A 24,544-nucleotide genomic window follows, 5' to 3' on the forward strand; every position below is an offset into this window, starting at 1 on the left:
GTGGCGGCCTCATCGCCGCAGGCCGGACAGGACGCTGTCCGCCAAGCGCGTGAGGTGATCGATCACGTCGTTCGGCACCGTGGCGGTCGGTTCCAGCGGCACGGCCGCGAGGGTGAGGTAGAGGTTCCCGTCGTAGGTCACCAGATGGGTCCCGGTCAGGTCGTCGACGTAGGTGTAGGCAGCGGCACCGGTTCCCTCGATGTCCACGATCGGACCGTCGCCCATCTGCACCTGCCGCAGGTTCTCGAACATCTCCCGGCCCGATCCGGTGCTGCCGACCTCAGCGATGGCGGAGACAACAAGGCCGTCTGCGAAGTGGCCGGCGGTGAGCGTGCAGCTCATCACCTGGGCTCCGCTCATCGTCCGGATCTGGTCCTGGGCGATGGTGACCTTGCCGAAAGCCTCCCGCAGTCGTGACTGGTCGAGCAGCGGACAGAGCTTGTCCTCTGCCTGGTAGGAACCGACGGCTGCGGTCGTCGGGGGTGCGTACGAGACGTCTGCAGACGCGCCACCGTCGGAGCCGGGTGAGTCGCTATGGCTGGACGAGGCCGACTGCGGGGACGTCGACGAGCACGCACTGACGATGAGCGTCAGCGAGGCCAGCGTCGACACAAGACGCCAGGACCGCGGCGGACACATTCGACGAACCAGTAAGGGGACGCGCATGACTCTCCCTGGGCGCAGGTGGTAGCGGGTGGCGGTCGCGCTTTCGGCAAGCCCGACTTCCGTTTCGCCTGTCGGGGGCAGAGCGACAAGCCCACCCGCAAGAAAGTGCGGTGAGCCGAATATCAGCAGCGCGGCCCTCCCCCGTTTCGGGGCCCCGCCATTGCGAGTTAACCAACCACGGCAGAGCGCCGAGTGTCCACGAATACAGCCAACAGTGGCCGCTTCAGCATTCGCACTCGACAGCGCCGACCCTCGCTCTGAGCTGTGCAAACGATCGGTCTCATGAAGATGGTTGCTTCATCCGAGCTGGCCCAGGGATCCCGTCCTCCGCTAGCGTCACCGGCACGACCAGCCCACCCGATCGGTGGGAGCTGGCGCGCCGAAGGCGCCAATCATTGAACGGGGAGGAACGCATTCATGAGTGCGTGGACGAAACGTGTATTGCCACGAGCGGCTGGCCCTGGCATCACAGCATTAGGCCTGTTGGTAACAGGAATGGCGTTGGCCACCCCGGCCGTCGCGCAGACCGGACAGCCCGACGCAGCTTCGATGGCGGTGACGACCGCGACGCCGAAACCATCGACAAACAGTGGAACCAGCTCACCCGAGCCGGCCGCGAGCTTCACCCTGACACCCTCGCGAACCGGCCCGCCGGATCCGGAACCCACCACCCCGCCGCCTGGCACGGAGCCAACTGCTCCACCTCCAGACCCGGAGCCCACCACTCCCCCGCCGAACCCCGAGCCCACGCCACCGCCAAAGCCGGAGCCGACCACCACCCGCCCCTCCCCGCCCTCTCAGCCCGGCACCTCGTCAACGCCACCAGAACCGACCGGCACTCGAACTCGGCCTCCCGCCGGCGACGACGCAGTTGCAGGAGGTCCCCCGCACGGGCCGTCCCTGCCGGTGACCGGCGCTTCCCTCACTGGCGTCATCGGCGTCGGCACCGGCGCACTACTCACCGGCATCGGGCTCTTCTTCGTCGGCCGTCGCAGGTCGGGCTGATCTGCCCGACGAGAGGACACCCCACCGCACCTTGAGGAGGTACACGGCGTGACGGATCAGCGCCCGGGCCAGGCGATCTGGCCACGCCCGCACGAGGAGGTGCCAACCACGGCGCCTGGTCGGGCGCCGGCCGTGCCCGCCGTGGACCCCTGGGCCACCGCCCGGGACAGGCGAGGGGCCGAAGCCCCGGAGGGTGCCCGCAGGGCTGGCGCTCGCAGTCGACATCGCCACGCCGTCCGGCTTACGGGAGCAGCGCTCGCGGCCGCACTCACCTTCGTGGCGGGGCTCTGGTGGTTCGATGAGGCTGACAGGGCCGGGCGTCTCGCCAACGATGCTCCCGCTCCGCTGTCTGATGGCTCGGAGAACCCGTTCCAGCAGCGTCAAGCTGCTCTCAACCGCGCTCACCTGACTGATCCGGCCATCGCCGACTTCGCCGCGCCGTGGCTGCCGGGCATCGCCGACTGCATCGGTGACACTTCGCCCAGCGGCCCGGCACCCGGAGCCGGCGAACGGAGCCGGGTCCGCTGCACCGCAGGGTTCGTCACCGTCTACTGGATTGTCTACCGCAGCCTGCTCGACCGAGACGCCGCCGAGGCGCGACTCCGCGCCCAGGCGAAGAACGCCCCGCTGCTCGCCCCTGGAGCGGGACCACCCGGCGAACTCTCCACTCCGGACGGCAGCGGAGTGCGATACGTCGAGTACGCCTACCCCGTGTCCTCCGACCTCCATGCCGGCCAGGTCGTTGCGGGCTTGTGGTGGACCGACCCGGCACAGCCCATCGCTGGGGTGATCCTGGCCTACTGGTCCGACTCCGGCTCCTGGGGGCCCATCCGTGCCCTATGGCAGCGGGCCGGCACCGGCGAACCGGTCGGCCCTTGATCGGGTGCAGGGCCGTATCGTCAAGCGCGCCTCGACAAGGGTGCCGCCCGACTACACCTTGCCCGACACGATACGCAAAGATGCATTCCGATTCACTCGCACGGATAGTCATGCGGCAACGGCTGACTGGCATCGATCCAGTGGCATGTTACGATCACACGTTTCAACGGACTTGTCCGCATCAGGCAGCGCGGGGGACGTGACATAGACGTGCAACTCGGACCAGCGACGGGCCTCCGGTCATTCAATACCCTACTTCTGGTCGCCCTCGCCTCCGCCTTCGCTTGGGGCGCAGTCAACGGAGGCTCTCTTCACTGGCCGGAAATAGCGATCTTTTCGTTGATCGTGGCGCTTGGCCATTGGTGCACCGCAACGCTCTCCCCGACCCACGCTCTTCGAGTCCATGCCGCTCCCGCGTGCATCCTCGTGACGATCATCGTGCTTGCCCCCGGAGACGCTCTGGTCGCAGTCGCAGTCGGCTCCGTAGTCGGTGCCTGCGCATTCGAGGCTCATCGGCCTACCTGGCGCAATCGCCTGTCCGGGTCGGGCATCACCCTTCTTGCTGCGGCTGCCGGCGTCGCTTCTCTTCATGTCGCCAATCTTGCAAGATCCACCACCTTTGGACAGTCGAGTCCCGTGCTGGCGGGTGCGGAGACCTCGCTCATCATCCTGGGGGCAGCCAGTGCATGGCTCGCGTTCGGCGTCGGGCTATGGCTACTGGAAAGCACAAGGGACGCCCTCGAATCCAACAGTCCGTGGTGGCCCGCAGCGCTCTCATCCTGGGGCCTTCGCCTCGCCTCGCACGTCGGCAATGGTGGCATCGCCGCCATTCTGATCCTGCTCGCGCTTGTGGTTCCGTGGTTCTGGGTGGCGCTCCCTTGCGCGCTGCTGGTTGCCTGGTTGGCATACCGCTATGTCAGCATGTTGGTGGCAGCGAGGCGAAGCTGGGAGCAGATCGCGACGATCCACGACGTGCTGCCCGATCGCGACCTGGGCGCTGTACTTCACACTGCCGCCCACGGCGCGCTACGGATCTTCGCCGCCACCGTCATCGAGGTGGAGCTGCACACTGTGACGGAGGGTCCCCGGCTGGTCCGAGTCGACGAACGTACCGTCTTCGACGGCTCGCCGGAGGACGCAGAAGCCGTTCCCGTCAGACCGGCGAAAGTCGTCAGGTTGGAGCGACCGGGCTTACAAGTTGGTGTCCGACTCTTCCGCGACAGGAACCGACAGCACCTCACGAGGCAAGAAGCACGAATGGCAAACGCCTTCACCGCGTCCCTCTTGACTGCGGTCGAAAACGCGCTGGCCTTCGAGCGAGTCGAGTATCGCGCCTACCACGACTCGCTCACCACCTTACCGAACCGCTGGAAGTTCATCGAGCACGTAGAGTCACTTCGGGAGAATTCCGCCGGAACGGCCATCGCCATACTCGACGTAGACAATTTCCGGCTCATCAACAGCGCACTCGGCCGCGCAGCCGCTGACGAAGTACTTCGCAAGATCGGCGACAGGCTCAGGCCACAGGGCGACGAGCGTCATTTGGCTGCCCGGATCGGCGGCGACTCCTTCGCTGTTGCCGTGAGCGGCCTCCCCGCAGACGACGCGCTAGCACATCTCGAAGGACTTCTCATCCGACTGCGTCGGACTATATCGATAGCAAGCCGCGATATCACGGTGCGGGCCAGCGCAGGAATAACCTACTGCACACGGGACGACACTGCGGCGGACTCACTCGAACGCGCCGACCGGGCATTGTGTCGAGCCAAGTCGCAGCCGTTCCAGCCACTGAGCTACTACATCGACGGCGAGCCCCAGAATGGCGACGAACGAGCCTGCGCACTGCTGAATGACCTGCCGGCGGCTCTGCAGACCGCACAGATCCGGACCGTGTACACGCCCGTAGTGGACCTGATGACCGGCTACCCGGTCGCCGTCGAGGCAGAGCCGGAGTGGATACACCCCCGCTACGGACGCATCCCGGAGTGGGAGTGGTCGGATCTGGCCAGGCGTAGCGGGCTGACCGCAGAGCTGACGGGAGTCGTTCTTCGGCAGGCTCTCGTCGCTGCGGAGACGTGGCGGGTGCTGGGCTTCGATATTCCCGTGGCCGTGCGGATTTCCGGGGAGGAGCTCTCCTTGGATCACCGGCTTCCCGGTCGGGTCTTCGGCCACCTCCTCGCGACTGGAGTACCCGCCGACCGCCTGATCCTAGAGGTCACCGAGGCCGATCCTCTCAGCGACGGATTTATCTTCGACGAGCTGGAGGCGGCCGGAGTGCTCATCGCCCTCAAGGAGTTCGGAACCGGGAGTTGCTCGCTGGTCACGTTGAGCAGGATCCCCTTCCACGGACTGATGATCGACAGGCGATTCACCTCAGAACTCGCCACCAGGGCTGCTGCAGTCGTGGTGAAGGCAGCCGTGGTTCTGGGTGGTGATCTCGGAATCAATGTCGCTGCGGCGGGACTCGAATCCCATGAGCAGCGCGTGCTACTCGCCAGCATGGGAATCAAGTTCGGCCAGGGGCGACTCGTCGGCGAGTCTGTGCCCCTGACCGACCTTCTCAAGGCACTCAACGAAGCCAGGGTGTCGGCTGAGGGCAAGCTTCTTGCGTCCCTGCCCAGCCATGACCTGGTGATCCCGATCCATGGTCGGCGAAGTGCGTAGGGACTGCACGACCGCCCGTCAGGGCGTAGACAGTGCGCAGTTTCGCCTTCTCGTGTAGTGCGGCACCTCCGACGATCGCTTAACGCTTCCGAGCGACGCCAGCCAACGCGCCGGACCTCACAGGGTCCGCGGCGAACCACTGCGGGTCGTCCGGACTGGGTCGCCACTCCGGCAGCCACACCAGACCAGGCGGCAGCATCTCGAAGTCTCCGAAGAACTTCTTGACCTCGTCGTAGTTCCTGGTGATGGGCTTCGGTGCCTCCAGCTCTGCAAACGCTGACTGAACCTCGCGAGCCTGGCTGGTCTCGAACGACTCAGTAGCTCCGTGGGTCAACACCAAGATGCTGCCGGGCGCGAGCCGTTCACGCAGCTTCGCCATGACGTCGAGAGGGTTGTCCTCGTCGGTCAGGTAGTGCAGCAGCGCCACCGCCAGCAGGACGACGGGGCGGCTGAGGTCGATGATCCGGTTCAGCTCCTCATCGGCAAGCACCGAGTCCGGGTTCCGGACATCGCCGATGACGGCCGTCGCATCAGGGTTTCCCCGCAGGATCTGCTGGCCGGTCATCACGGCCACCGGGTGGATGTCGACGTACGCGACGCGGGCGCCAGGCCTGATCGCCTGAGCGATCTCATGGACGTTACCGGTCGCAGGGATGCCGGACCCGATGTCGAGAAACTGGTCGAAACCCTCCTGAGCAAACTCGGCGACAGCCCGCCGCAGGAATGCGCGGGATGTCTTCGCGGCCTCCGCCATCGTCGGGACGATCTTGAGCGCCCTGGCGGCCAGCTCACGGTCAGCGGGAAGGTTGAACTCGCCGCCCAACAACGCGTCATACAGCCCAGCAGGCGTTGCCCGGCCCTTGTCCATGTTCATCCAGTTCGGCGGCCTCATGACGCTCCCAGTTCGATTGACCCTGTTCCCGCTCCCCTGCCTAACACATCGCTTGTCATCGCGGTTGCCCCACCAGACCTTTATGGTCGATTAGCGATATTTATACACTTCGTCGCCTTCTTGAAACTTGCCATGTCTTGGGGCCTCCCAGCTCCTCAGATTCCCGGCCTTTCGAGACAGGAGCGGTAGGCTCTTCCGAAGAATGCTTCGATGCGCAGGGGGAACAGAGTGGCCCTGGAGCGCTTGGCGGTAACGCGGCGCCTGCGACGCCTGGGCCTTCCCGCGCCGCCTCCGCCCTTCACCGCAGAGGTGTGGTGCGAGGCGATCGCCTCAACGATCAGGAGTCGGCCGCTTCAGGTCGTAACGCAGCCACTCGGCCCCGGCCTGCCCGCCGGCCTGCTGTTGCAGCGCGCGGGGTCGGACATCATCGTGGCGGACTCGACGGTGCCGGCAGTGATGCGGACCCACGCCATCCTGCACGAGCTGGCGCACCTGCTTCTCCAACACACCAGCGACGCCACTGTGTCAGTCGACCCCGAGGAGGAGCGGGAGGCGGAGATCGCCGCAGACGTTCTTGCTCTCCAACTGCGCAAGGCAAGTCAGCGCACCTCGTGGATGCGGGCTGGCGGACCGCGCGACTCTCGCCTTCGACGCGCCGAACTCGACCTGCACCTCACTTGGCTCTGGGTCACGATCCGGAGCCACGTGCCCGATATCTCACTGAGCGGCCCGGTGCGCGGCTACGAGGTAGCAGCTGACATTCACAACCACCGGGGACGCTACAGACGGCTGGTCGAGATCCACGACGGAATGCAGCACCTCAGGGGGTACTACTCGGTAGAGGTTCGACGTCGCGCGTTTGAGCGAGCCCTGCGGTACTCAATGGATCTTGAGGAGGCGAAACTGGTAGCCGAGGCCACGGAGCTGGGAGCTGCTCTCGCCCTGAAACGACGGAGCATCGTTCCGACGCACGCACAAGCTCCGATGGACGACTCACCGTCCGACATCGTGGACGCGGACCACGAGGCCGCTCGGCTGGCCAGGATCGCGAAGCTCCTCCACACCTCACCTCTCGTAGCGTCGGAGCTGGCACGGTTCGCCGCCACCTCCGCACGGCCGAAGGGAACAGGTCTTATGTCCCTGGCCCCGAATCAGTCGTCCGCGCCTGTTCCGGGTTTGCGAGGCCCGACCTAAGGACACGGTGCGGCTCCGGACGCGACAAGGGCCCGGAGCAGCGTCGGCAGCCCGCCGGCCAGCGGTTGCGATCCCTCCAGGGATGATGAGCGACCGGGACAAGGCCGAAGTCGAGGCGCAGATCAAGCGGCTGGTTGCGATCCCTCCAGGGGTGATGAGCGACGTCCAAGCGCACGCCCAGGCGGTGCTGGACCTGCTGTTGCGATCCCTCCAGGGGTGATGAGCGACCCCAACCTTAAGTCGCAGGTCAAACCCGCAATTCCCGGCCGGATCCGACGGAATTTTGCAGCGGTCCGACGGTTGTGCATCTGCACTGGTCAGAGCATTGGACCGGCCACCCCACCTGCCTTCCAAATCCGGGCGCTCGCGAGGGCCTGGAGGGTCGGTCGGCACATCCAGAATCTCTCGATCGGGCGACTCCCTCCTCCAGCTGCGCTGATTGACCCACACCCAGCGTTCTAGTTCAAGCTCCAGGACTCACGGCGACACTCAGTGCCCGAGCGGTCACCTTCGTTGCCCGCCTCCGTCCGAGGCGACGGTAACAGTCGCCTCTGCCCTCTCAGGGTAATGAGATTTCCTCATTGAGGTGGTAGCCAGTCAGCGAGAAGTGCATGATCCGAGTGCGTCCGGTGCACCTCGCTGCCGGATGGCGGCGTCGATGTCGTCGATGATCTCCTCGTGCAGTCGCAGCAGGCTGTCAGCCCGATCCGGCCACCCCAGACCGCACTGAACGGCTGCGGCCACCGCGTTATGTAGCAGCGTAGGCACGTCTCGCGGCAGCGTCGTGGCCCCTGTCCAGGAGTGCCTTGCGGCGAGCTGGTCCGCTGCGTCAGCCACTATGGCGTCGGGATCGGCGCCAGTGCCATGGGTGATCGGGGCTCGGTCGCGGGCTTCGTTGAGCAGCAGCAGAACCCGCGCCGACCCCGCGGCGGCCTTGCCGTCGGCCCTCGCCTCCTCGACCAACTTCTGCCGGAACTCTCCGTACTTGGCGCCTGGCCTTCCGCCGGTCTGCGTGGCGGCGACCGATGCTTCGAGAGCGTCAGCCGCGAGGACGAGCAGCCGGACCCGATCGCTGGGCGACGTGGCGTACGCAAGCGCGGCGTCGACGAGCCCCAGGCGTGCAGCAATGAGGCGTGTCGTCCAGGATGCCCGGTCGGAGGCAGCTACCGGGATCGTGCCTCGCAGTGGTCGGCGGCTGGCGAAGGTGGCGGCCAACTGCTGGGCCTTGTCGGAGACGGCTGGGTCGATGGCCGAAGCGGCCATGAGTCGCCAGGCCACGTCCAGTTCCAGGGTGCGAAGGGCATTCATTGCGGCGTTGAGCAGGGGAAGGCCGCCGCCGGTTAGGGCTGGCCACAGGTAGACCTCACCCGGATCGTCGTGGCTCGCGCGGTCGGGGGTCTGGCGGACGAAGAGGGGAAGTCCGTGCCGGGCGCCGATGCGACGCAAGGCGCGCAGCAGGGCGAGCATCACCGGCTTGATGCCGGTGGGTATGAGCAGCAGTGCTCCCGTCTCGCGAGTGAGCCGGCTCTCGATCGCCTGCTCGACGGCCTCCGCGTGGATGAGGGAAGTCTCGATTGCTTCGACCCATGCCTCACCCCTGCACTCACCGGTCGGCGCGTCCGGGATGCTGCCGATCAGCGCGGCGTCGGCGTCGGCGTACTGGCGGCTGCCGGCCCCGTCGTCGACACCGAAGATGACAGCTCGGAGCCGGGTGTCTTCCACGCCGAGGTGGTTCGACACTTGTGCGGGCAGGCCGTCGAGGAGTTGCTGCCCAACGGTCCGATTTTCCGCAGCGGGCCTGACCCCGGCAAGCCAGACGGCGAGGACGGTGTCGGCTGGGGTGACGGGCGGCTCGGGCAGCCCGGCTTCCAGCCAGCCGCCTTGGTCCGTGTTGTACCGGGACAGGTAGTCGCCGATGACCCGGGCGTCACGAGGGGCGGGTGGGCGCAGGTTGTGACTGCCCCTGCCGATGTTCTGCAGCGCATCGACTTCGGGCGTGTTCAGCCACTTGTAGGACGGCAAGTCCGTCGACGCGGAGAACAACGGGTCACGGCGGCTTTCGCGCTTGATCATGGCCAGCTTCCGCCCAAGAGTGGGACGGCGCCCGCGCCTCTCACACACGAGGAGCAGGTCCTCGGCCCAGGGATGGTCGCCTTTGTCGACGGCCAGGAGTTCCTCGTACCGGCGGGTGACGTAGCGGCGGACGGCGAGGCTGGCGGTGCCGTCACGGCGTACGACGGCATCGGCGAGGACCGCGCGCAGCGAGGCGCTGTCGCGGGCCTCGAAGCCGGCGCGGTGGCGGTCCGCAGCCTGGCGCACCAGGTCGTGCTGGGTGTCGGTGAGCGGGACGGCCGGCGGATCGGTGCGGGCGAGCTCGTCCAGGGCGGCGAACATGCGCCAGCGGACGAAGACGCCGGCGACGGGGTCGACGTCGAGCCGGTCGAGGGGGTTGACGATCTGGTACGCGGGCGGGTCGCTGGTGAGGACGAGGTGCCACGGCAGCCCGGCGTGGGACAGGGCGGTGAGTGTGCCCAGGGCCAGCGCCGTGGACCCGGAGCCCCAGGTGACGAGGGTCTGCCGGTACTGCGGTGCCTCGCCAAGGTGGGCGCTGAGCGCGTCGACCACCGACCTCTCGGTGAGCCCCGCGACGGGTAGCGCGGTGGCCGTCCGCACGGGGTAGGCGTCGTCGGCGACGGCGATCCGGTCGAGGACGTCGACGAGGGTACGGGCGATCGGCAACGTGTCCAGGGGGTGGGGTGGGGTCTGGTCGGTGCCGAGGACCACCACGTCCAGGTCCGGCGTGGCGTCGAGGTGGTCCAGGGCACCGAGCAGCGGGCTGGGCGCCGGGGTGCTGAAGGGCTCGTCCGGCCAGCCGTCTGTGGTGAGCAGCCGGCGGGCGACGCTGGCGCCGCCGGGAGCGGCCAGGGTGGTGCCGATCTCGGCGCGACGCGCCTCGACCCGTTGGGCGCGGGGCGTTTTCGCGCCGTCGTGGGGGCGGTCCGGGCTTGGGATGGGATGGGACCCGAGCAGGAGATCGGCTTCTCCCGCGACGTGTACCAGCAGGCGCATGGCCGCCATTGTGTACCAACGCGATCACCTTTCGTCACCGGGCATCACCGGGCGTGTCTACGCTGGCGGCATGCAGCCGGCGCAGGAGGAGGCCGCCTTCGAGGTGGTCAACCTGACCCCGCACGTCGTACGCCTGGTGGGCGACGAGGTGATCGTGGAGTTGGCTCCGGCTGGCCCTGCGGCGCGGGTGGTGTTGCAGCCGGACCGCGTGGACGGGGCGGTACGCGTTGGCCCGTTGGTGGTGCCGTTGAAGCGGACGGCCGCCTCGCCGCTGGTTCACGGGGTGCCGGAACGCAGGTCAGGGGTGCTGCTCATCGTCGCCCGAGCGGTGGCGGAGGCGCTGCCGGAGCGAGACGACCTCGTCTATCCGCATGACACGGTGCGCGACGAGCGCGGAGTCGTTGTCGGATGTCGGTCACTTGCCCGGCCGTTGGTTGCCGACGGCGCCTGACCTTCGGTGTGCTGGGCCCCCTCATCCCTTCGAACAACCCGACGGCCACCCCTGCCCTCCAATCCGCCAAGAGACTCGGCCTTTCAGATACTTTTGTAGTTGAGCTACTCGAATCAGTTGGGTAGCGTGCCGCTCGTGCACGTCTTCTCCGCCGGGATCCCGGCAGCCGAGGCCCGCCGCGCCGATGTGGTCGAGTCCCGGGTGGCCCGCAAGGTAGCCCCACTCTTCGGGCTGGGCGCCGACCTTCCGCCGTTCCGCCGCTCCTGGGTGTGTGACTACACGGCGCTCACCCTGGCCGAGATCGGCCGAGGCGCCCCGAGCCCGCACCGCGCTGAGCGGTCCAGGTTGGAGGCCAAGCTTCCCCGGGCCCACCCTGGTGAAGGCGAGGAGCCGGGCTGGGCTTGGTCCGGCCGGTCGGTGTGGTCGGCGCAGCCGGGCACGTTGCCCGGCGCGCTCACCAACGCGACGTTGAACCGGTACGGTCCCGACACCAAGGCGGCTGCGGTGCTGGCGGGTGCCAACCGACTGCTGCGGGATGCGACCGCCGCGGTGATGGCCGCGTGTCGGCACCTTGCCGCGACGGGCTGTGACGCCGAGGTTCGGCTGGCCGGGTGGGCCGGGCTGGTGCTGGAGGTCTATCGGGCACAGCCTGCTCTGGTGGTCGCGGCGGTGCAGGCCCGTCAGGTGCAGCGGTCGCTGTCGGCCCACTGGGGTACGCAGGTCGACCGGGCCGGGGTGACCGAAGCCGGTGCCCCGTCCGAGATCCACCCGACGGGTGGTCCGGTGGACCCCGACGGCGAGCTGGACGAGTCGGTCGCCCGCTGGCGACCCACCTCCTTCGACCTGGTTGACGCGACCCTGCCGGCGCTCGGTTTGGCCGATGATCCAGCAGCCGGCCCGGGTCTTGTCACCGTGGACGCGCTCGACGACATCGCCTCGGCGTGGTGTCAGCGGCTGCTCGGCATCGGCCGACCCGGGCGGGGGGTGGTGTGGCTGGACGAGGATGGCGGCGGGTCGCGGCGGGTGTATGCGATGGTGCGGGTGGGTGCCGTGGTGGCCCCGTTCGTGGCGGCCTCGCTGGGCGGCACGTCGGCCGCTACCCGGACGTCGCCACCGGTGCTGCCGGTGCTGCCCACCGACGACGCGCTGGCCGCCGCACCGTTGTTGCAGCGCCGCGCCCACCTGCTGCTGGCACACGTGGCGGTCAACTACCTGCGGTACCGCGACGAACTGCTGCGGGACTGGCCGGAGCTGCGGACACAGAGCCGCGAGCTGGTCTCCGCCGCCGTCGCACGGTGTGCTGCGGTCCTGGAGCATGACGATCCGGTGGCGCTGCAGTTGGCGGCGTATGCCGCGTACCTCGAGGTGTGGGATCCACCGCGGACCCGGACCCGCGCGGCGGACGCCGACGGGGCGGCCGGGCGGTCAGCGGCGGTGCAGCGGCTGATCGCTTCGCAGCAACGGGTCGTGGAGTCTTGGCGGTCCGGCCGGCTCGACCCCGGCGCGGCGGCCTACCTGCTGGAGATCGGCATCGTCGCCCTGCGTGATGCCGCCCGCCCGCCGGCCGGGGACAGCGCATTGGTGGACGTGTTCTCCTCGGCGCGTTCAACCGGCGAGGGTCCGGCACCCGCGGCGGTACGGAGCTGGTGGTCGGCGATCCTCGAGGCACGTGGCTTGGATCCGAAGGCCGATCTGGCGGCGCTGGCCGACTCCGTCAGCGACGCGCAGGTGTTCCACCTGCACCACTACGCGGCGTGGCTCGCCGCCAGTGGGCGACGGGCCGACCTGCGCCGGGCGCTGGCGATCCAGCAGCGGGTCGTCCCGGTACGCGCCGAGGTGGCCCGTCGCGAGCCGGCCGGGTTTGAGGCCAAGTCGGCGGCGGTCCGGAGCGGGCACGAACTGGCCGCCGAGATCGCCACCGAACTGGCTCTGGTCACTCCGGAACGGGAACGCGGGGCACGGACCCAGGTGTTGGAGGACGCTGTCGGGCACGCCCGCGCGGTGCTGGCTGATCCCAGCACGAGTGGGCTGCTGCGGTCGACGGGTCCGCTGCCGGCGATCCTGCGTACCGCAGGGGTCGTGGCGCGGGCCCTGTGCGTGGCCGCGTCCCACGGCGTGAGGGTGACCGCCGAGGACGGCGCCGCCGCGCTGGTGCTGCTCGACGCCGCGATCGACGCCGCGCGGTCTGGCGCCACCCGGCGCGGTGCCGCCGGCGACGAACCCGACGGCACGCGCCGAGACGGGGCCGCCCGCGAACCTGGCGAGACGCCGCCGGACGCGACGTGGCAGACCACGTCGAGCGACTGGCGCGCGCAGCTGGTCGACATCGCCGCCACCCGGCCGTCCCGGCACGGGTGACGGCGGGCACGGCTCACCCTCCCCCGGGACAGACGACGAGACAACGAGATGGACGGAGACCCCGGATGGGCGAGGCCACGGCCGGCCGGCACTGGGTACTGATCGAGACGGGTGGCAACCAGCGGTACATCTTCGGCAGCAACCGCCTGCGGCACGTCGTCGGCGCCTCCCAGCTGGTGCACGAGGTCGGCACCGAGTGGGTTCCCACGGCAATCGAGCAGCTCGCGTCACCCGCCGTGGAGGTCGTGATGACCGCCTCGGGCAAGGCACTGCTGCTGGTGGACTCGGCCGAGGCGGGCCGGGCGGTGATCCGGAAGGTCACGAGGCGGGCGTTGGTAGAGGCGCCGGGCCTGCTGGTGACGGGGGTGGTCGGCCCGGCGTTCGACCCGGCCGACTACGAGGCGCACGAGCAGGCCCGCGAGGACACGTACCGGTGCCACGCACGGGTGCGGGCCACTCGGCGTGACCCGCTGGTGCGGGACCGGGTGTTCCCGTGGCACCGGTTGTGTCGGGACAGCGGCCAGCCCGCCGCCCGTGAGGAGGTGTACGGCGAGGCGGAGGAGCCCGCTCCGGCCTCGGCCGGCGTGCTGGCCCGGTCCCGGGCGCGCGGCCGGGCGCGGGGGCGTCTGCGTGGTCAGCTCGGTGACCGTCTTGCCGCCGTCGTGCCGGTGCACCTGGATGAGCTGCGGCACAGCGGGTGGGTGGCGGTCGTCCACGCCGACGGAAACGGCGTCGGTGGTCTCTTCCACGGGTTCATCGAGCATGTGGCCCGCGTCGAGGGCACCGAGCGGGTGTCGTTGGCGACCCACGCCCGGTATCAGCACGCGGTGGCGACGGAGCTTGAGGCGGCGACGTGGAACGCCGTGCGGGACGCGATCACGACGCTGCTCGACGACGGGTCGGAGGACGACCTGCGGGAGCGGCTGCTGCCGGTCGTCATCGGTGGGGACGACGTGACGGTGGCGTGCGACGCCGCGCTGGCCGTGCCGTTCGTGCGGGCCTTCGCCGACGCGTTCGCCCGCCACACCGCCGCCCAGCCGGCGCTGTCGGCCATCGCCCGGGAAGCGACCGGTCATGCCGGCCTCACCGCCTCCGCCGGGATCGCGGTGGTGAAGTCGCACCATCCGTTCGCCACCGCGTACGAACTGGCCGAGGCGCTCACCGTCTCGGCGAAGCGGTTCAAGTTCGACGGCCGGTCCCTGGCCGCTTTCGACTTCCACGTGGCGCACACGTCCACGCTGCGGAGCCTCGCCACGTTGCGCGAGTACATCGACCGCGATGGCGAGGCGGTGGCTCGGCACGCCGGGCCGTACCTGCTCGGCCACGCCGAGGACCTGCCCGGTGCGCTGCATCAGCGCAGCGTCGAACTGCTCGACGAGGTCTGCGGGTGGCTCGGCCCCGGCGGGTGGCTGTCGGCCGCGCGGGCCCACGCCCTGCGTGAGGCCGCCGACCGCAGCCTGCCCGAGTACCGGCGTCAGCTGGCACTGCTTCTGGACCGTGTCGCCCACCCGGGCCACGCCCGCGACCTGCTGGACGTCCAGGCCGACGACACCGTTGATCCGGCGGGCCCGTTCCTGCGCCTGTTCGACGCGCTGCACCTGCGCGGACTACGCCTGGAATCTCCCACCCTGTCCCCCGCGAACGCCGGCCCGACCCATGACGGTGGTGCCCGATGACCCTGCCCGCGACCTTCGAGATCACCCTGGACTTCCTCAGCGACTGGCACGTCGGCACCGGTCAGGGCCGGTTGGGCACCGTCGACGCCGAGGTGCGCCGCGACGCCGACCGCCTGCCGGTCGTACCGGCCAAGACCCTCGTCGGCGTGTGGCGCGACGCCTGCGAGACGGTCGCCGCCACGTTCGACCAGGCCGCGGACCGGCCGCACGCGTGGCAGGAGTGGGTCACCTGGCTGTTCGGCTCCCAGGCTGCCCGGCCCGGGGACGGGACCGCCGCCGCCGGGCGCGCGCCGGTGCCGGCGGCGCTGCGGTTGACCCCGGCGCACGCTCCCGCCTGGCTGCGCAGGGGCGTGCGGAACCGGCCGGCTCTCGCCCAGGCCGCCGTCGTGCTGCGGCCCGGCGTGAGCATCGACGACGAGACCGGTACGGCCGCTGACCGGCTGCTGCGCGTCGAGGAGCGGGCCATCCGAGGGCTGCGGCTGACCTCCCAGGTCAGCCTTGCCATGGCCGGCGCGGTCGGCGGTGTCGCTGCGGACGATCCGACCGGCGAGGCTGGGACGCTTCCGGCGCCGGCGGAGTTGCTGCTGCGGGCCGGCGCACGACTGGTCGAGGGCGTCGGTGGGAAACGGAACCGGGGCAGTGGCCGGGTCGCGGTCCTGCTCCCCGGTGCGCGGGTGGACGACGCAGACCTGCACCCCGTAGTCACCGATCCGCGGCTTGCCGAGTTGCTGGCCGCCGGCGTGCCGGCGACGCCGCCGCCTCCGCCCGCACCGGCGGAGGCGGTGGAGATCTTTTCGTACGGTCGGCTGCACGCGAACAGGCGGGCCGTGCGGGTCGTCCTGCGGGTGGTCACCCCGGTGGTGGCCGCGCACGACGTGCTGGGCAACGTCATCTTCAGTCGTGACGCGATTCCCGGCACGGCCATGCTCGGCGCGATGATGCGCCGCGCCGAGCAGGTGACCGGTGAGGGCGTGCGTCGAGGCCCGGTCGGGCTGGGTGAGGTCAGCGTCGGCGATGCCGTGCCGGCCGTCGGCGACGCCGGTGATGCGGCGTCGGTGGTTCCCGCCCGGCCGGTGCCGACGGTGTGGCAGCGGGGCGACAAGGGGCGCGGCACCACCGTACGCAACACGCTGCGGGCGGAACCGGCACGCGGCGAGCGCGCCAAGGCCATGTCCGGGTGGATCGCGGCGGACGGTGACCGCTGGCGCCACGTCGAGGTAGCGATGGAGGTTTCCACCCACGCCGTGGTCGACGACGAGGCCCGCCGTCCCACCGTGGCCAGCGGTGGCGTCTACACCTACCTCGGCATCACCCCCGGCACGCTGCTGTGCAGCGACGTCGTGCTGCCGGCGGGAGTCCGGCTCCGACTGGACCGCGGGGAGCGGCTCCGGTTCGGCCGCTCCCGCAAGGACGACTTCGGCCTGGTCGAGGTCGTCGACGTGATCGACCCGCTGCCGGCACCGCCGGCTCCAAGCCCGGTCGAGGGCACGCTGCGGGTGTGGTGCGTCTCCGACGTGCTGCTGCGCGACGAGCGGCTGGCCCCCGACCCGTCGCCGCACGCCCTGGCCCGCGCCCTGTCGACCATGTTGGCCGAGGCGGCGGTCACCGTGCGGGAGGCGGAGACGGTGAGCGCGGCGACTCGGCGCGAGGGGTTCGGGGTCGCCTGGGGCCGGCCACGCCCGAGTCAGGTCGCGCTGCGGGCCGGCAGCGTCGTCACCCTGACCGTGACCGGCCTGATCCACGCGGACCGGCTGGCCGAGATCGAACGCGATGGCATCGGTGAACGCACCGCCGAGGGGTACGGCCGGGTCCGCTTCAACTCGCCGGAGTTGGCCGCCGAGCAGCCGGCGGTCGACTTCTTCCCCGCGTCCCCCATGTCCGGCACCTCGGCAGACCCGACGCCGGGCCCGGTGGACCAGCTCGAAGGTGAAGCCGAGCCGCATCCCGTGGAGATCAACGCCTGGCGGCGGGCCGTCCGGCAGGCCAGCGCCGGCCTGGCACCCCACGAGCTGGTCCCTGGGATCGACCGGCTCGCCGGAAACCGGGCGCAGCTCGGTTCGCTGCGCGCCCAGCTGGAACGGCTGACCATGCCGGGTGGGCGGGAGATGGTCCGCAACTGGCTGGAGGGGACCAGCGCGGTCCGGGCCCGGCGCGAGATGTGGACCAAGGATGTCCTCGCCGATCTCGCCGCGCTCCTGCTCGACGACCCGGACCGGGTCTGGAAGCAGCTCGGGTTGGCAGGCCCGCAGCCGCTCCTGGTGCTCGCCCCCGGCCGGGAGGACGTCATACGGCAGCGGCTGCACGCCGAGGCCCTGACGACGGTGCTCGGCGACGCGCTCCGGCGGCTCAGCCGCACCCCCGGCGGGGGCTCCCGCGCCTCGTCCACCGCTGGCTCCGACACCGACACGAGCACCACCACGCCGAAGGAGGCACGCTGATGGGCCAGTCCATCCGGACCCGCTTCGAGGTGCTCGGCACCCTCGCCTGCCTCGGGCCCGTCCACGTCGGCGGCTGGGACACCACCGCCGAGGCGAGCCTGACCATCGCCCGCGACGGCCTGGGCCGGCCGTGCCTGCCCGGCACCTCGATCGCCGGTGCGCTGCGCGCCTACCTCTCCGGCGTCGACCGGTTCCAGGCCGGCCACCCGGTGAAGGTGACGGATGCCCTGTTCGGTCTCACCCCGAGCAGCCGGGACGGGTCGCCGTCGTGGATCCGCGTGGACGACGCGCACCTGATCGGCGACGACGTCACGCCGGCGGTCCGCGACGGCGTCGGCATCGACCGCCGCTCGGCCAGCGCCGCCGCGAACTACCTCTACACCCGTCAGGTCCTGCCGGCCGGAACCAGGTTCGCACTGCGACTGGTCGCCGACACCCCGGCCGCCGACGCCCCGGGCTATCCCGGTGGATGGCCGGCGTTGGTGCGCGACGCCGTCGAGGCCCTCGTGGCGGGCCTGACGCAGGCGCGAGTGCCGATCGGGGCCGGCCGCGGTCGGGGCCTCGGTCGGGTGGCCCTGCGCGACGCCACGATCCGCAGCGCCGACCTGTCCGCCCCCGCCGGCCTGGTCGCCTGGCTCACCGGGGCGGCCCCGGCCAGACCACATCCGCCTGCCGAGGACACCTCGCCGCAGGAAGCTCCGTATGACGGCCGGCTGCGGATCGCCGTGGCCTGGCGGCCGGTCGGGCCGCTCCTGGTCCGCGACTCGCTGCCCGGCACCGTGGTCGACACGCTGCCGCTGACCGACACCACCGCCGACGGAACGGTGCGGCTGCTGCTGCCCGGCTCGTCGATCCGCGGTGCCGTGCGCGCGCACGCCGAGCGGATCGTTCGCACCCTGCAACGCCAGGACGCGCCGGCGGACTTCGGCGACGGCCTGCGCCTGCCACCACCCGGCGTCGACGTGCTGTTCGGATCCGCGCCCGCCGGCAGGCGCGACGACCAGGACCGGGACCGGCGGGGACGCCGAGGTGCCCTGGCCGTCGCCGACTGCCACAGCGTCGGGCAGGTGAGCACCCGCCAGTGGAACGACGTCGTCACCACCAGCCCCGGCCCCGTGCAACCTTCGGGCAAGCAAGAGCGTGAGGAACGCGAGGAACGCAACCTCCAGCGGGATCAAGCCCGGTCCGTCCTGCGCGGCCGGCTGGACGGGATCCACGACCACCTGCCGCTCGCGGTCAGCGACCACGTCGCCATCGACAGGTGGACCGGCGGGGCCAGTGACCACCGGCTGTTCAGCGTCCTCGACCCGGACGCCACCACGGCGTGGGAACCGATCCACCTCGACGTGGACGTCGCCCACCTCGACCGGCAGGACACACCCGAGCAACGGGCGTCGGCCATGCTGGCGTTGCCGCTACTGCTGCTCGTCCTACGGGACCTGCGCGACGGGTGGCTCAGCCTCGGCTACGGCGGAACCTGCGGCCGAGGACAGATCGAGGTCACCGAAGTGACCTTCCACGGTGCCGGGTTGAGCGGCGCGTGGCAGTCGCTCGCCGGCCGCTCCCTCGACTCCGTCCTGTCCGACCCGCCCCCGCAGATCGTCGAAGCGATGACCGGGTGGGCGACCACGTTCCAGGAGGAAGCAGCGTGACCAGCAGCCAGGGAGGCGCGGCGCTGCACGCCGTACGCGCCGTCGACCAGCTCACCGCGGCCGACGCGGTCGCCTGGTTCGCAAGCGACACGCCACCCGGTGGACGGGTGATCGGCTACGCCCTGTCCGCGCGGGCCGCCACCTGGCTGCGCGTCGGATCGGACAGAGCCGTGGAAACCACCGGGTCGCCCGGCGGCGTGCTCGCGGAGGCGTACGAGATGGTGCTGTTCGACGGCGAGCGGGAGCTGCGGTGGCTGCGCGCGCCGGACGGGCGCGGCACGGCCATCGCCGTCGGCGAGAATCCGGCGGACCTGCCGCCCGGCGACGACGTCACCGCCGACCCGCCGCCCAGGCGCGGGGACGAAACCCACACCCGGTTGCTCGCCGGCAGGCCTCATCCGCACGACCGGACGGGCTGGACCGTGCTGCGCAGCGAGCGGTACGCCGCCGCGCACCTGCCGATGGCGGCCATGGGCGGCGACGTGCTCGTCGTCGAGACCGTCGAGTACCTCGTCGAGGACGAACACGGCAACGTCGACGTCGCCGACACCCGCACGATCGGGCTGCAGGCCACGACCTCGGCGGCGGTACGGGTGGTGACCGCCGGGACCGGCACCGGCGCAGACCGGGAGAGGACGGCGTCATGAACGACCCGCAGGAGAAGCTGAAGAAGCCCGTCGCGGCGACGCTGACCAAGCTCGGCGACGTCCTGGAAGGCGTGATCAACAGCAGCGGAAAGGCCAAGGACGCCAAGCCGAAGAGGGTCGCCCGCAACGAGTGGGACGACGCGCTCGCCGCGCACGTGGCGACCATGGCCGACGGCGAGAGCGTCGACGTCGAGGTGACGATCAACCTCCGCGAGAACGGGAAGCGAACCGTCCGGCTGGCCGGTGTCGCCGCGCTCGCCGCGGTCGGGCACGACCCCGAGCGGGCCACCGCAGTCCAGGAAGGCGGGTTCGTCAACCCGTACACGTTCGTGCCGACCCTGCCGCGCAGCGACCAGAACGGCACGCGTCTGGCCGGCACCGGCCTGGACGACGCGCCGCCGCCCAGCCACGCCCTCCACGCCGACGGCCAGTGGAGCGGAATCCTGGCGCTGACGCTCACCACCGTCACCCCGCTGTTGCTGCCAGTCCCGGCAGCCACGCAGCCCAAGGACGGGGCAAGGGCCTTCGACGTGCGGGTGGACGCGGAGGGGCGGCCGTTGATCCACGGCGCGTCGTTGAAGGGGGCGCTGCGCAGCGCGTTCGAGACGGTCACCGCCAGCCGGTACGGGGTCTTCTTCGAGCATCACGACCGGCTGGCCTACCGCGTGCCGGCTGACGCCGCGCTCGACCTCACCCCGGCCCGGGTCCACGGCGGCGTCGACGGCAAGGGCACTCACTTCCGGCTGTGCCTAGGGGATGTCGGATGGACGCGGCACCAGGGCCGCAACAAGGCGCAGTACACGGTCTTGGTGCCCGCGTACGGTGCTCAGCCGGTTCGGCGGCTTGGTGACCTGGCGGCCGGGCCGTTGTCCCGGCACCACGGCACCGAGATCTACGCCCGGATAGTCCCCCGGGACAAGGGCGGCGACCGATCCCTGATCTGGCGCGCCACCCATCTGGCGCGCACTGAGGGCGAGATCCACACGAATCTTGCGGCCCCGGCCAACCGCTCGCAGACCTCGCGACCGCACGACACCGAGGGCCCATTCAAGATCGTACGCGGGTGGTTGTCGGCCACCGGGCGTTCCATCAAGAGCAAGAACAACGAGCGGCTGTTCGTGGAGACTCCGGGACTCGACATCCCCATCACGCCGGAGCACCGGCGCTACTGGCAGTCGGTGCTCCGCGCCTACGACCTGGCCCACGGATACAACGATCCCAAGGCCACCTATCGCCGCGACCCCGCCACCGCGAAGGGCATCGAACGGTCCTGGCATGTCCCCAGCACGCAGGAGCTACGCGGCCTGCCGCCCGGCACGCTCGTCTACGTCAAGTACGACGCAAACCGGCAGGAGATCACCGAGGTCCACCCGGTCATGATCGGCCGGCTGCCGTTCGACGCCAGCCCCGAAGAGCTGCTCCACGAGAGCCTGCGTCCCGCAGACGACCGCAGTCGGCTCTCCCCCGCAGACCGGCTGTTCGGCTGGGTGCCGGCCGGTCGGCGCGACGACGGGACCGAGACCAACGACGGCGCGTCGGGCTACCGTGGCCGCCTGCGGGTGCGGTCGATCGCCTGCATGACCGACGAGTGGCGGCCCCCAACCTTCCCGCCCGAGGGGGTTACCCTCGCCCCGTTGAGCAGTCCCAAGCCCACCCAGTTCCGCTTCTACGCCTCCCCCGACCCGACGACGGGAATGCCCATGAGGCGGGGTGCCGCAAAGGCCGAGGGCTACCAGATCAGTGGCGGACTGCGGGGGCGCAAGATGTACCGCTGGCACGAGGGGGAATCCGACTACTGGCAGCCGGAAGCCGACCGGGAAGATCACGATCGGGGGTACCTGGCCCTCGAAGGCAATCGCGCCAACAGCAAGCAGCTCGTCCGCCACCGCAGCTGGGTGAGGCCCGGGGTGACGTTCCAGGTCGAGTTGTTCCTCGACGGGGTTCACGAGGCTGACCTGGGCGCGTTGATCTGGCTGCTCACCCGTGGAGAAGCGGCTCCGCTGCGGCTCGGCGCCGGCAAGCCGTACGGGTTCGGCGTCGTCGCCGCCCGGCTCGACACGGACCGTACGCGGATGTGGGACGGCGCCGGGGTTCGTGCCGGCTGGCTACGCCTGACCCGGCCCGACCCCGTCGACCCCGTCAGGCTCACCGAGTTGGCGGACCGGTTCGACACCACCGCCCGTGGAGACGAGGTCCTGCGGGAGGCGACCCAGTCGTACCTGGCCGCCGCAAGGGCCGTCGACGGTCCGGTGCACTACCCGCGCACGACTCCGGAGCCGCAGGCCGAGAGCTACGAGTGGTTCGTCGAAAACGAAAGGCTTCACATAGCGGGTCGGGGCTTGGCGCTGCCACACGTCCGCGACCCCGAGCAACGGCTGCCCTACACGGGCTCCGACGACTCCAAGAAGTCGGACGGGACCGGAAGGGGCAGCATCCCGGCGCAGGGCCGCCGGGGGCAGAAGCAGGGGCCCGCGCCGAAGCAGCCGGGGCGCTCCGGTTCCAGTAAGGGCGCAGGTCCGTCGAGGAACGCAGGGAAAGGCTGGCCCGGCCCCCGACCCTCCTGACGGGTACCCACCAGCCCGGACAGGCTCGGACGCTCGCAAGCCGCGTCTGTCCGCTGTGGGGTTGTCGTCCCATCCCGTCGAGGTCGCGGGCCTTGTCGATCACGGCAGCTGCTCATTGCCCTCAGGAGCAGGACATGAATGGAGATCAGATACATGCGGTTCTACGTGGACGTCGCTGGCCCGGACGCGGCACTGCCCTGGAGGTACGTGCATGGTGTCGCGCACGCCGTGGTGTATAACGTGATCGGTGAACAGGCACCTGCGCTGGCCACGCAGCTGCACGACGGTGGTTGGGCGCCACCCAACTCCCCACGGCCAGTGGGGATCTCGCCGCCGGTCTTTGTCGGTGCCCGGCGCAAGCCGCGCGCGTACATGATGTCGTCGACTGGCCGGATCTGGTTCGGCTCGCCGATCCCCGCCGTGGCCGCGTCGCTGCTGGCCGGCATCACCACTCGGCGCGAGCTGCGGTGGGGTCCGGTCACGCTGACGGTCAAGGGTGCGCAGCTGGAGCAGACGGGCGGCCCGGAGTCCTCCGTCGTGCTGGAAACACGCTCGCCGGTGCTGGTCAAGGCCAAGGAGAACCGGTACCTACTGCCCGACGACGACGGCTACGTCGGCGCGCTGCTGGCGAACATCCGGCACAAGGCCGACCTGCTCGGCTTGCCCGGCGACGCTGCGCTGGAGGTCCTCGCGGCAGGGCCACGCCGACGATTCGAGGTCTCTGGTGGCATCCGGATCGGCGCGACGGCGACGGTGCGACTCGACGCCGACGCCCGGCTGATCGGTGCGCTGCGCGAATGGGGTCTGGGGCTGTCGAACATCCAGGGCTTCGGATGGGTGAGGTGAGTTTGACGGATGCCGGGCGGGTGATGCTGGCCTTGACCGCGCATCCGCTGCAGCTTGCCGCACCTGAGCCGCCGCGCACCTCGCTGATCGGGCCGGCCCTGGTGCCGTCGCCCCCGACGATCTGGATGCCGTAGCCCGCAAGCTGATCGACGACGTCATCGCGGTGTCGACCCGACGCGCACGCCTTGCCTGCACGTCTTGCTCCGCATCGACGGCCGCGCTGTGGGCCCCGTCTGCAGAGGCTGCCGGATGGTGCTGTGTTTCGGTCGTATGGGACGTGGTGACTGCGGGCTCGGCAAGGGTCGTCATGTGCGCGGAATCCCGCAGCGGAGAGACGGTGCGTCGCCCGACACGTCGTCCAAGCCAAACGCACCGACAGGCTGGGTCCTACCGGCAGTAGCCGCGACACAACGCGGAAAGGTGCGCCGGCTCGACCGTCGGCGGTGAGATCGCGCGTCATCATGCTTCCGGTCTACGGCCCACTGGTTACCTCGTCGAGCTGCCTGCGCAGGTCTGCTGCCTCATCGCTTCGGCCGAGTCCGTCAAGGACATCGATAAACGTCTGGTACGCCGAGAACAGTTGCCCTTCGAACACCTGTGGCAGTTGCCGGGCTAGGGACTGATAGAGATCGATGGCCTCAGTGACGGAGTCCAGGGCCTGCGGCAGGTTCGTCTGCGCGTTCACGCAGACCCAGGAGTACGCCCATAACGACATGGCGAGGTCGGGTAGATGAGCATCGGGGTTGGCCAGGGTCAGGCGGCGCCGGATATGGACAGCTTCCTCTACCAGGGCTAGGGCCTGCTCCCGCTGGCCCAGCTGCGACAGGCAGCTGCCGAGGTTGTTCAACGACATGCCGAGGTCGGGTAGGTGGGTATCGGGGTTGGCCTCGGCTAAGCGGCGGAAGATGCCGCTGGCTTCCTCGGTAGGGCCCAAACCCTCACCCCACTGGCCCAGTGCCGCCAGTAGGGTGCCGAGGTTGTTCAGCGATCCGGCGAGGTTGGGTAGGTGGGTGTCGGGGTTGGCTTCAGCTAGGCGGCGAAAGATGCCGCTGGCTTCCTCGGCTGGGGCCAGGGCCTGTTCTCGCTGGCCCAGCTGCGACAGGCAGCTGCCGAGGTTGTTCAACGACATGCCGAGGTCGGGTAGGTGGGTATCGGGGTTGGCCTCGGCTAAGCGGCGGAAGACGCCGGTGCTTTCCTTTGCTACGGCTAGGGCCTGTTCGCGTTGGCCTAGTGCCGCCAGCAGGGTGCCGAGGTTGTTCAACGACATGGCGAGATCGGGCAGGTAGGCGTCGGGGTTGGCTTCGGCTAGGCAGCGGTAGATGCCGCTGGCTTCCTCGGCTGGGGCCAGGGCCTGTTCTCGCTGGCCCAGCTGCGACAGGCAGCTGCCGAGGTTGTTCAACGACATGCCGAGGTCGGGTAGGTGGGTATCGGGGTTGGCCTCGGCTAGGCGGCGGAAGACGCCGGTGCTTTCCTTTGCTACGGCTAGGGCCTGTTCGCGTTGGCCTAGTGCCGCCAGCAGGGTGCCGAGGTTGTTCAACGACAT

The 24,544-nt window shown here is 70.1% G+C and carries 18 protein-coding genes; 13 read left to right on the plus strand and 5 right to left on the minus strand.

Annotated elements, in window-relative coordinates; genetic code table 11:
- Positions 1 to 9: 9 nt before the first annotated feature.
- Together ACFT41_RS23345 and ACFT41_RS23350 are read right to left on the minus strand one after the other, a co-directional pair.
- Entirely contained in the window at positions 10 to 639 is a 630-nt protein-coding gene (locus ACFT41_RS23345; RefSeq protein ID WP_377613978.1) for a hypothetical protein, read from the minus strand.
- 419 nt (positions 640 to 1,058) lie between these two features.
- Complete coding sequence (locus ACFT41_RS23350) at positions 1,059 to 1,292, minus strand: hypothetical protein (protein WP_377585211.1); 234 nt, start codon at positions 1,290 to 1,292, stop codon at positions 1,059 to 1,061.
- A gap of 655 nt (positions 1,293 to 1,947) precedes the next feature.
- On the opposite strand from ACFT41_RS23350, the gene ACFT41_RS23355 reads away from it, so the two are divergent.
- Both ACFT41_RS23355 and ACFT41_RS23360 read left to right on the plus strand, forming a co-directional pair.
- On the plus strand, positions 1,948 to 2,550 hold the full coding sequence (locus tag ACFT41_RS23355) for a hypothetical protein (protein ID WP_377585208.1): 603 nt from the start codon (positions 1,948 to 1,950) through the stop codon (positions 2,548 to 2,550).
- A gap of 426 nt (positions 2,551 to 2,976) precedes the next feature.
- Positions 2,977 to 5,214 carry an EAL domain-containing protein gene (locus tag ACFT41_RS23360; RefSeq protein WP_377585206.1) on the plus strand — a complete coding sequence of 746 codons (2,238 nt, stop codon included), beginning with the start codon at positions 2,977 to 2,979 and terminating at the stop codon, positions 5,212 to 5,214.
- Between the two features lie 79 nt (positions 5,215 to 5,293).
- Here the strand turns inward: ACFT41_RS23360 and ACFT41_RS23365 are convergent, their stop codons facing one another.
- Positions 5,294 to 6,106, minus strand: coding sequence for an SAM-dependent methyltransferase (locus tag ACFT41_RS23365; protein WP_377585203.1), 813 nt, complete (start codon positions 6,104 to 6,106; stop codon positions 5,294 to 5,296).
- A 210-nt stretch (positions 6,107 to 6,316) separates the two neighbouring features.
- On the opposite strand from ACFT41_RS23365, the gene ACFT41_RS23370 reads away from it, so the two are divergent.
- Together ACFT41_RS23370 and ACFT41_RS23375 are read left to right on the plus strand one after the other, a co-directional pair.
- Positions 6,317 to 7,300, plus strand: a complete 984-nt coding sequence (locus ACFT41_RS23370) for a DUF6545 domain-containing protein (RefSeq protein WP_377585201.1) — start codon at positions 6,317 to 6,319, stop codon at positions 7,298 to 7,300.
- A gap of 82 nt (positions 7,301 to 7,382) precedes the next feature.
- Positions 7,383 to 7,520 carry a hypothetical protein gene (locus ACFT41_RS23375; protein WP_377613979.1) on the plus strand — a complete coding sequence of 46 codons (138 nt, stop codon included), beginning with the start codon at positions 7,383 to 7,385 and terminating at the stop codon, positions 7,518 to 7,520.
- Positions 7,521 to 7,897: 377 nt separating this feature from the next.
- On the opposite strand, the gene ACFT41_RS23380 is transcribed toward ACFT41_RS23375, so the two are convergent.
- The gene (locus tag ACFT41_RS23380; protein ID WP_377585196.1) at positions 7,898 to 10,087 is read right to left on the minus strand and encodes a hypothetical protein; all 2,190 of its coding nucleotides are present in this window, start codon (positions 10,085 to 10,087) and stop codon (positions 7,898 to 7,900) included.
- 280 nt (positions 10,088 to 10,367) lie between these two features.
- Here ACFT41_RS23380 and ACFT41_RS23385 point away from each other — a divergent pair, with 280 nt between their 5' ends.
- The 9 genes from ACFT41_RS23385 to ACFT41_RS23425 all read left to right on the plus strand — a co-directional run bounded on the left by ACFT41_RS23385 (position 10,368) and on the right by ACFT41_RS23425 (position 23,135).
- Positions 10,368 to 10,820, plus strand: a complete 453-nt coding sequence (locus ACFT41_RS23385; protein ID WP_377585194.1) for a hypothetical protein — start codon at positions 10,368 to 10,370, stop codon at positions 10,818 to 10,820.
- Positions 10,821 to 10,919: 99 nt separating this feature from the next.
- Positions 10,920 to 13,178 carry a hypothetical protein gene (locus ACFT41_RS23390; protein WP_377585191.1) on the plus strand — a complete coding sequence of 753 codons (2,259 nt, stop codon included), beginning with the start codon at positions 10,920 to 10,922 and terminating at the stop codon, positions 13,176 to 13,178.
- A 65-nt stretch (positions 13,179 to 13,243) separates the two neighbouring features.
- On the plus strand, positions 13,244 to 14,854 hold the full coding sequence (locus tag ACFT41_RS23395) for a hypothetical protein (RefSeq protein ID WP_377585189.1): 1,611 nt from the start codon (positions 13,244 to 13,246) through the stop codon (positions 14,852 to 14,854).
- The gene (locus tag ACFT41_RS23400; RefSeq protein ID WP_377585187.1) at positions 14,851 to 17,292 is read left to right on the plus strand and encodes an RAMP superfamily CRISPR-associated protein; all 2,442 of its coding nucleotides are present in this window, start codon (positions 14,851 to 14,853) and stop codon (positions 17,290 to 17,292) included. Before ACFT41_RS23395 ends, ACFT41_RS23400 begins: the two co-directional genes overlap by 4 nt.
- A complete protein-coding gene (locus ACFT41_RS23405) occupies positions 17,292 to 18,944 on the plus strand; it encodes an RAMP superfamily CRISPR-associated protein (protein ID WP_377585184.1) in 1,653 nt (550 codons plus the stop codon). The genes ACFT41_RS23400 and ACFT41_RS23405 overlap by 1 nt, the downstream gene beginning before the upstream one ends.
- Entirely contained in the window at positions 18,941 to 19,591 is a 651-nt protein-coding gene (gene csx19, locus ACFT41_RS23410) for a CRISPR-associated protein Csx19 (protein WP_377585181.1), read from the plus strand. Before ACFT41_RS23405 ends, csx19 begins: the two co-directional genes overlap by 4 nt.
- On the plus strand, positions 19,588 to 22,155 hold the full coding sequence (locus ACFT41_RS23415; RefSeq protein WP_377585178.1) for a TIGR03986 family CRISPR-associated RAMP protein: 2,568 nt from the start codon (positions 19,588 to 19,590) through the stop codon (positions 22,153 to 22,155). The genes csx19 and ACFT41_RS23415 overlap by 4 nt, the downstream gene beginning before the upstream one ends.
- A gap of 153 nt (positions 22,156 to 22,308) precedes the next feature.
- On the plus strand, positions 22,309 to 23,001 hold the full coding sequence (gene cas6 / locus ACFT41_RS23420) for a CRISPR-associated endoribonuclease Cas6 (protein ID WP_377585175.1): 693 nt from the start codon (positions 22,309 to 22,311) through the stop codon (positions 22,999 to 23,001).
- On the plus strand, positions 22,998 to 23,135 hold the full coding sequence (locus ACFT41_RS23425) for a hypothetical protein (protein ID WP_377585172.1): 138 nt from the start codon (positions 22,998 to 23,000) through the stop codon (positions 23,133 to 23,135). The genes cas6 and ACFT41_RS23425 overlap by 4 nt, the downstream gene beginning before the upstream one ends.
- Positions 23,136 to 23,473: 338 nt before the next feature.
- Here the strand turns inward: ACFT41_RS23425 and ACFT41_RS23430 are convergent.
- Positions 23,474 to 24,544: tetratricopeptide repeat protein (locus tag ACFT41_RS23430; RefSeq protein ID WP_377613980.1), on the minus strand; the 1,071-nt coding region annotated here is incomplete at its 5' end.

This window comes from Micromonospora sp. NPDC057141 (assembly GCF_042670805.1).
Taxonomy (GTDB): Bacteria; Actinomycetota; Actinomycetes; order Mycobacteriales; family Micromonosporaceae; genus Micromonospora.

Excerpts from the sequence above, each read along its gene's own strand:
- ACFT41_RS23400 (WP_377585187.1), top strand. The coding sequence starts at position 14,851 with ATGACCCTGCCCGCGACCTTCGAGATCACCCTGGACTTCCTCAGCGAC.
- ACFT41_RS23415 (WP_377585178.1), top strand. The coding sequence starts at position 19,588 with ATGAACGACCCGCAGGAGAAGCTGAAGAAGCCCGTCGCGGCGACGCTG.
- ACFT41_RS23385 (WP_377585194.1), top strand. The coding sequence starts at position 10,368 with ATGGCCGCCATTGTGTACCAACGCGATCACCTTTCGTCACCGGGCATC.
- ACFT41_RS23375 (WP_377613979.1), top strand. The coding sequence starts at position 7,383 with ATGATGAGCGACCGGGACAAGGCCGAAGTCGAGGCGCAGATCAAGCGG.
- ACFT41_RS23365 (WP_377585203.1), bottom strand. The coding sequence starts at position 6,106 with ATGAGGCCGCCGAACTGGATGAACATGGACAAGGGCCGGGCAACGCCT.
- ACFT41_RS23405 (WP_377585184.1), top strand. The coding sequence starts at position 17,292 with ATGGGCCAGTCCATCCGGACCCGCTTCGAGGTGCTCGGCACCCTCGCC.
- ACFT41_RS23370 (WP_377585201.1), top strand. The coding sequence starts at position 6,317 with ATGCGCAGGGGGAACAGAGTGGCCCTGGAGCGCTTGGCGGTAACGCGG.
- ACFT41_RS23395 (WP_377585189.1), top strand. The coding sequence starts at position 13,244 with ATGGGCGAGGCCACGGCCGGCCGGCACTGGGTACTGATCGAGACGGGT.
- cas6 (WP_377585175.1), top strand. The coding sequence starts at position 22,309 with ATGCGGTTCTACGTGGACGTCGCTGGCCCGGACGCGGCACTGCCCTGG.
- ACFT41_RS23345 (WP_377613978.1), bottom strand. The coding sequence starts at position 639 with ATGTGTCCGCCGCGGTCCTGGCGTCTTGTGTCGACGCTGGCCTCGCTG.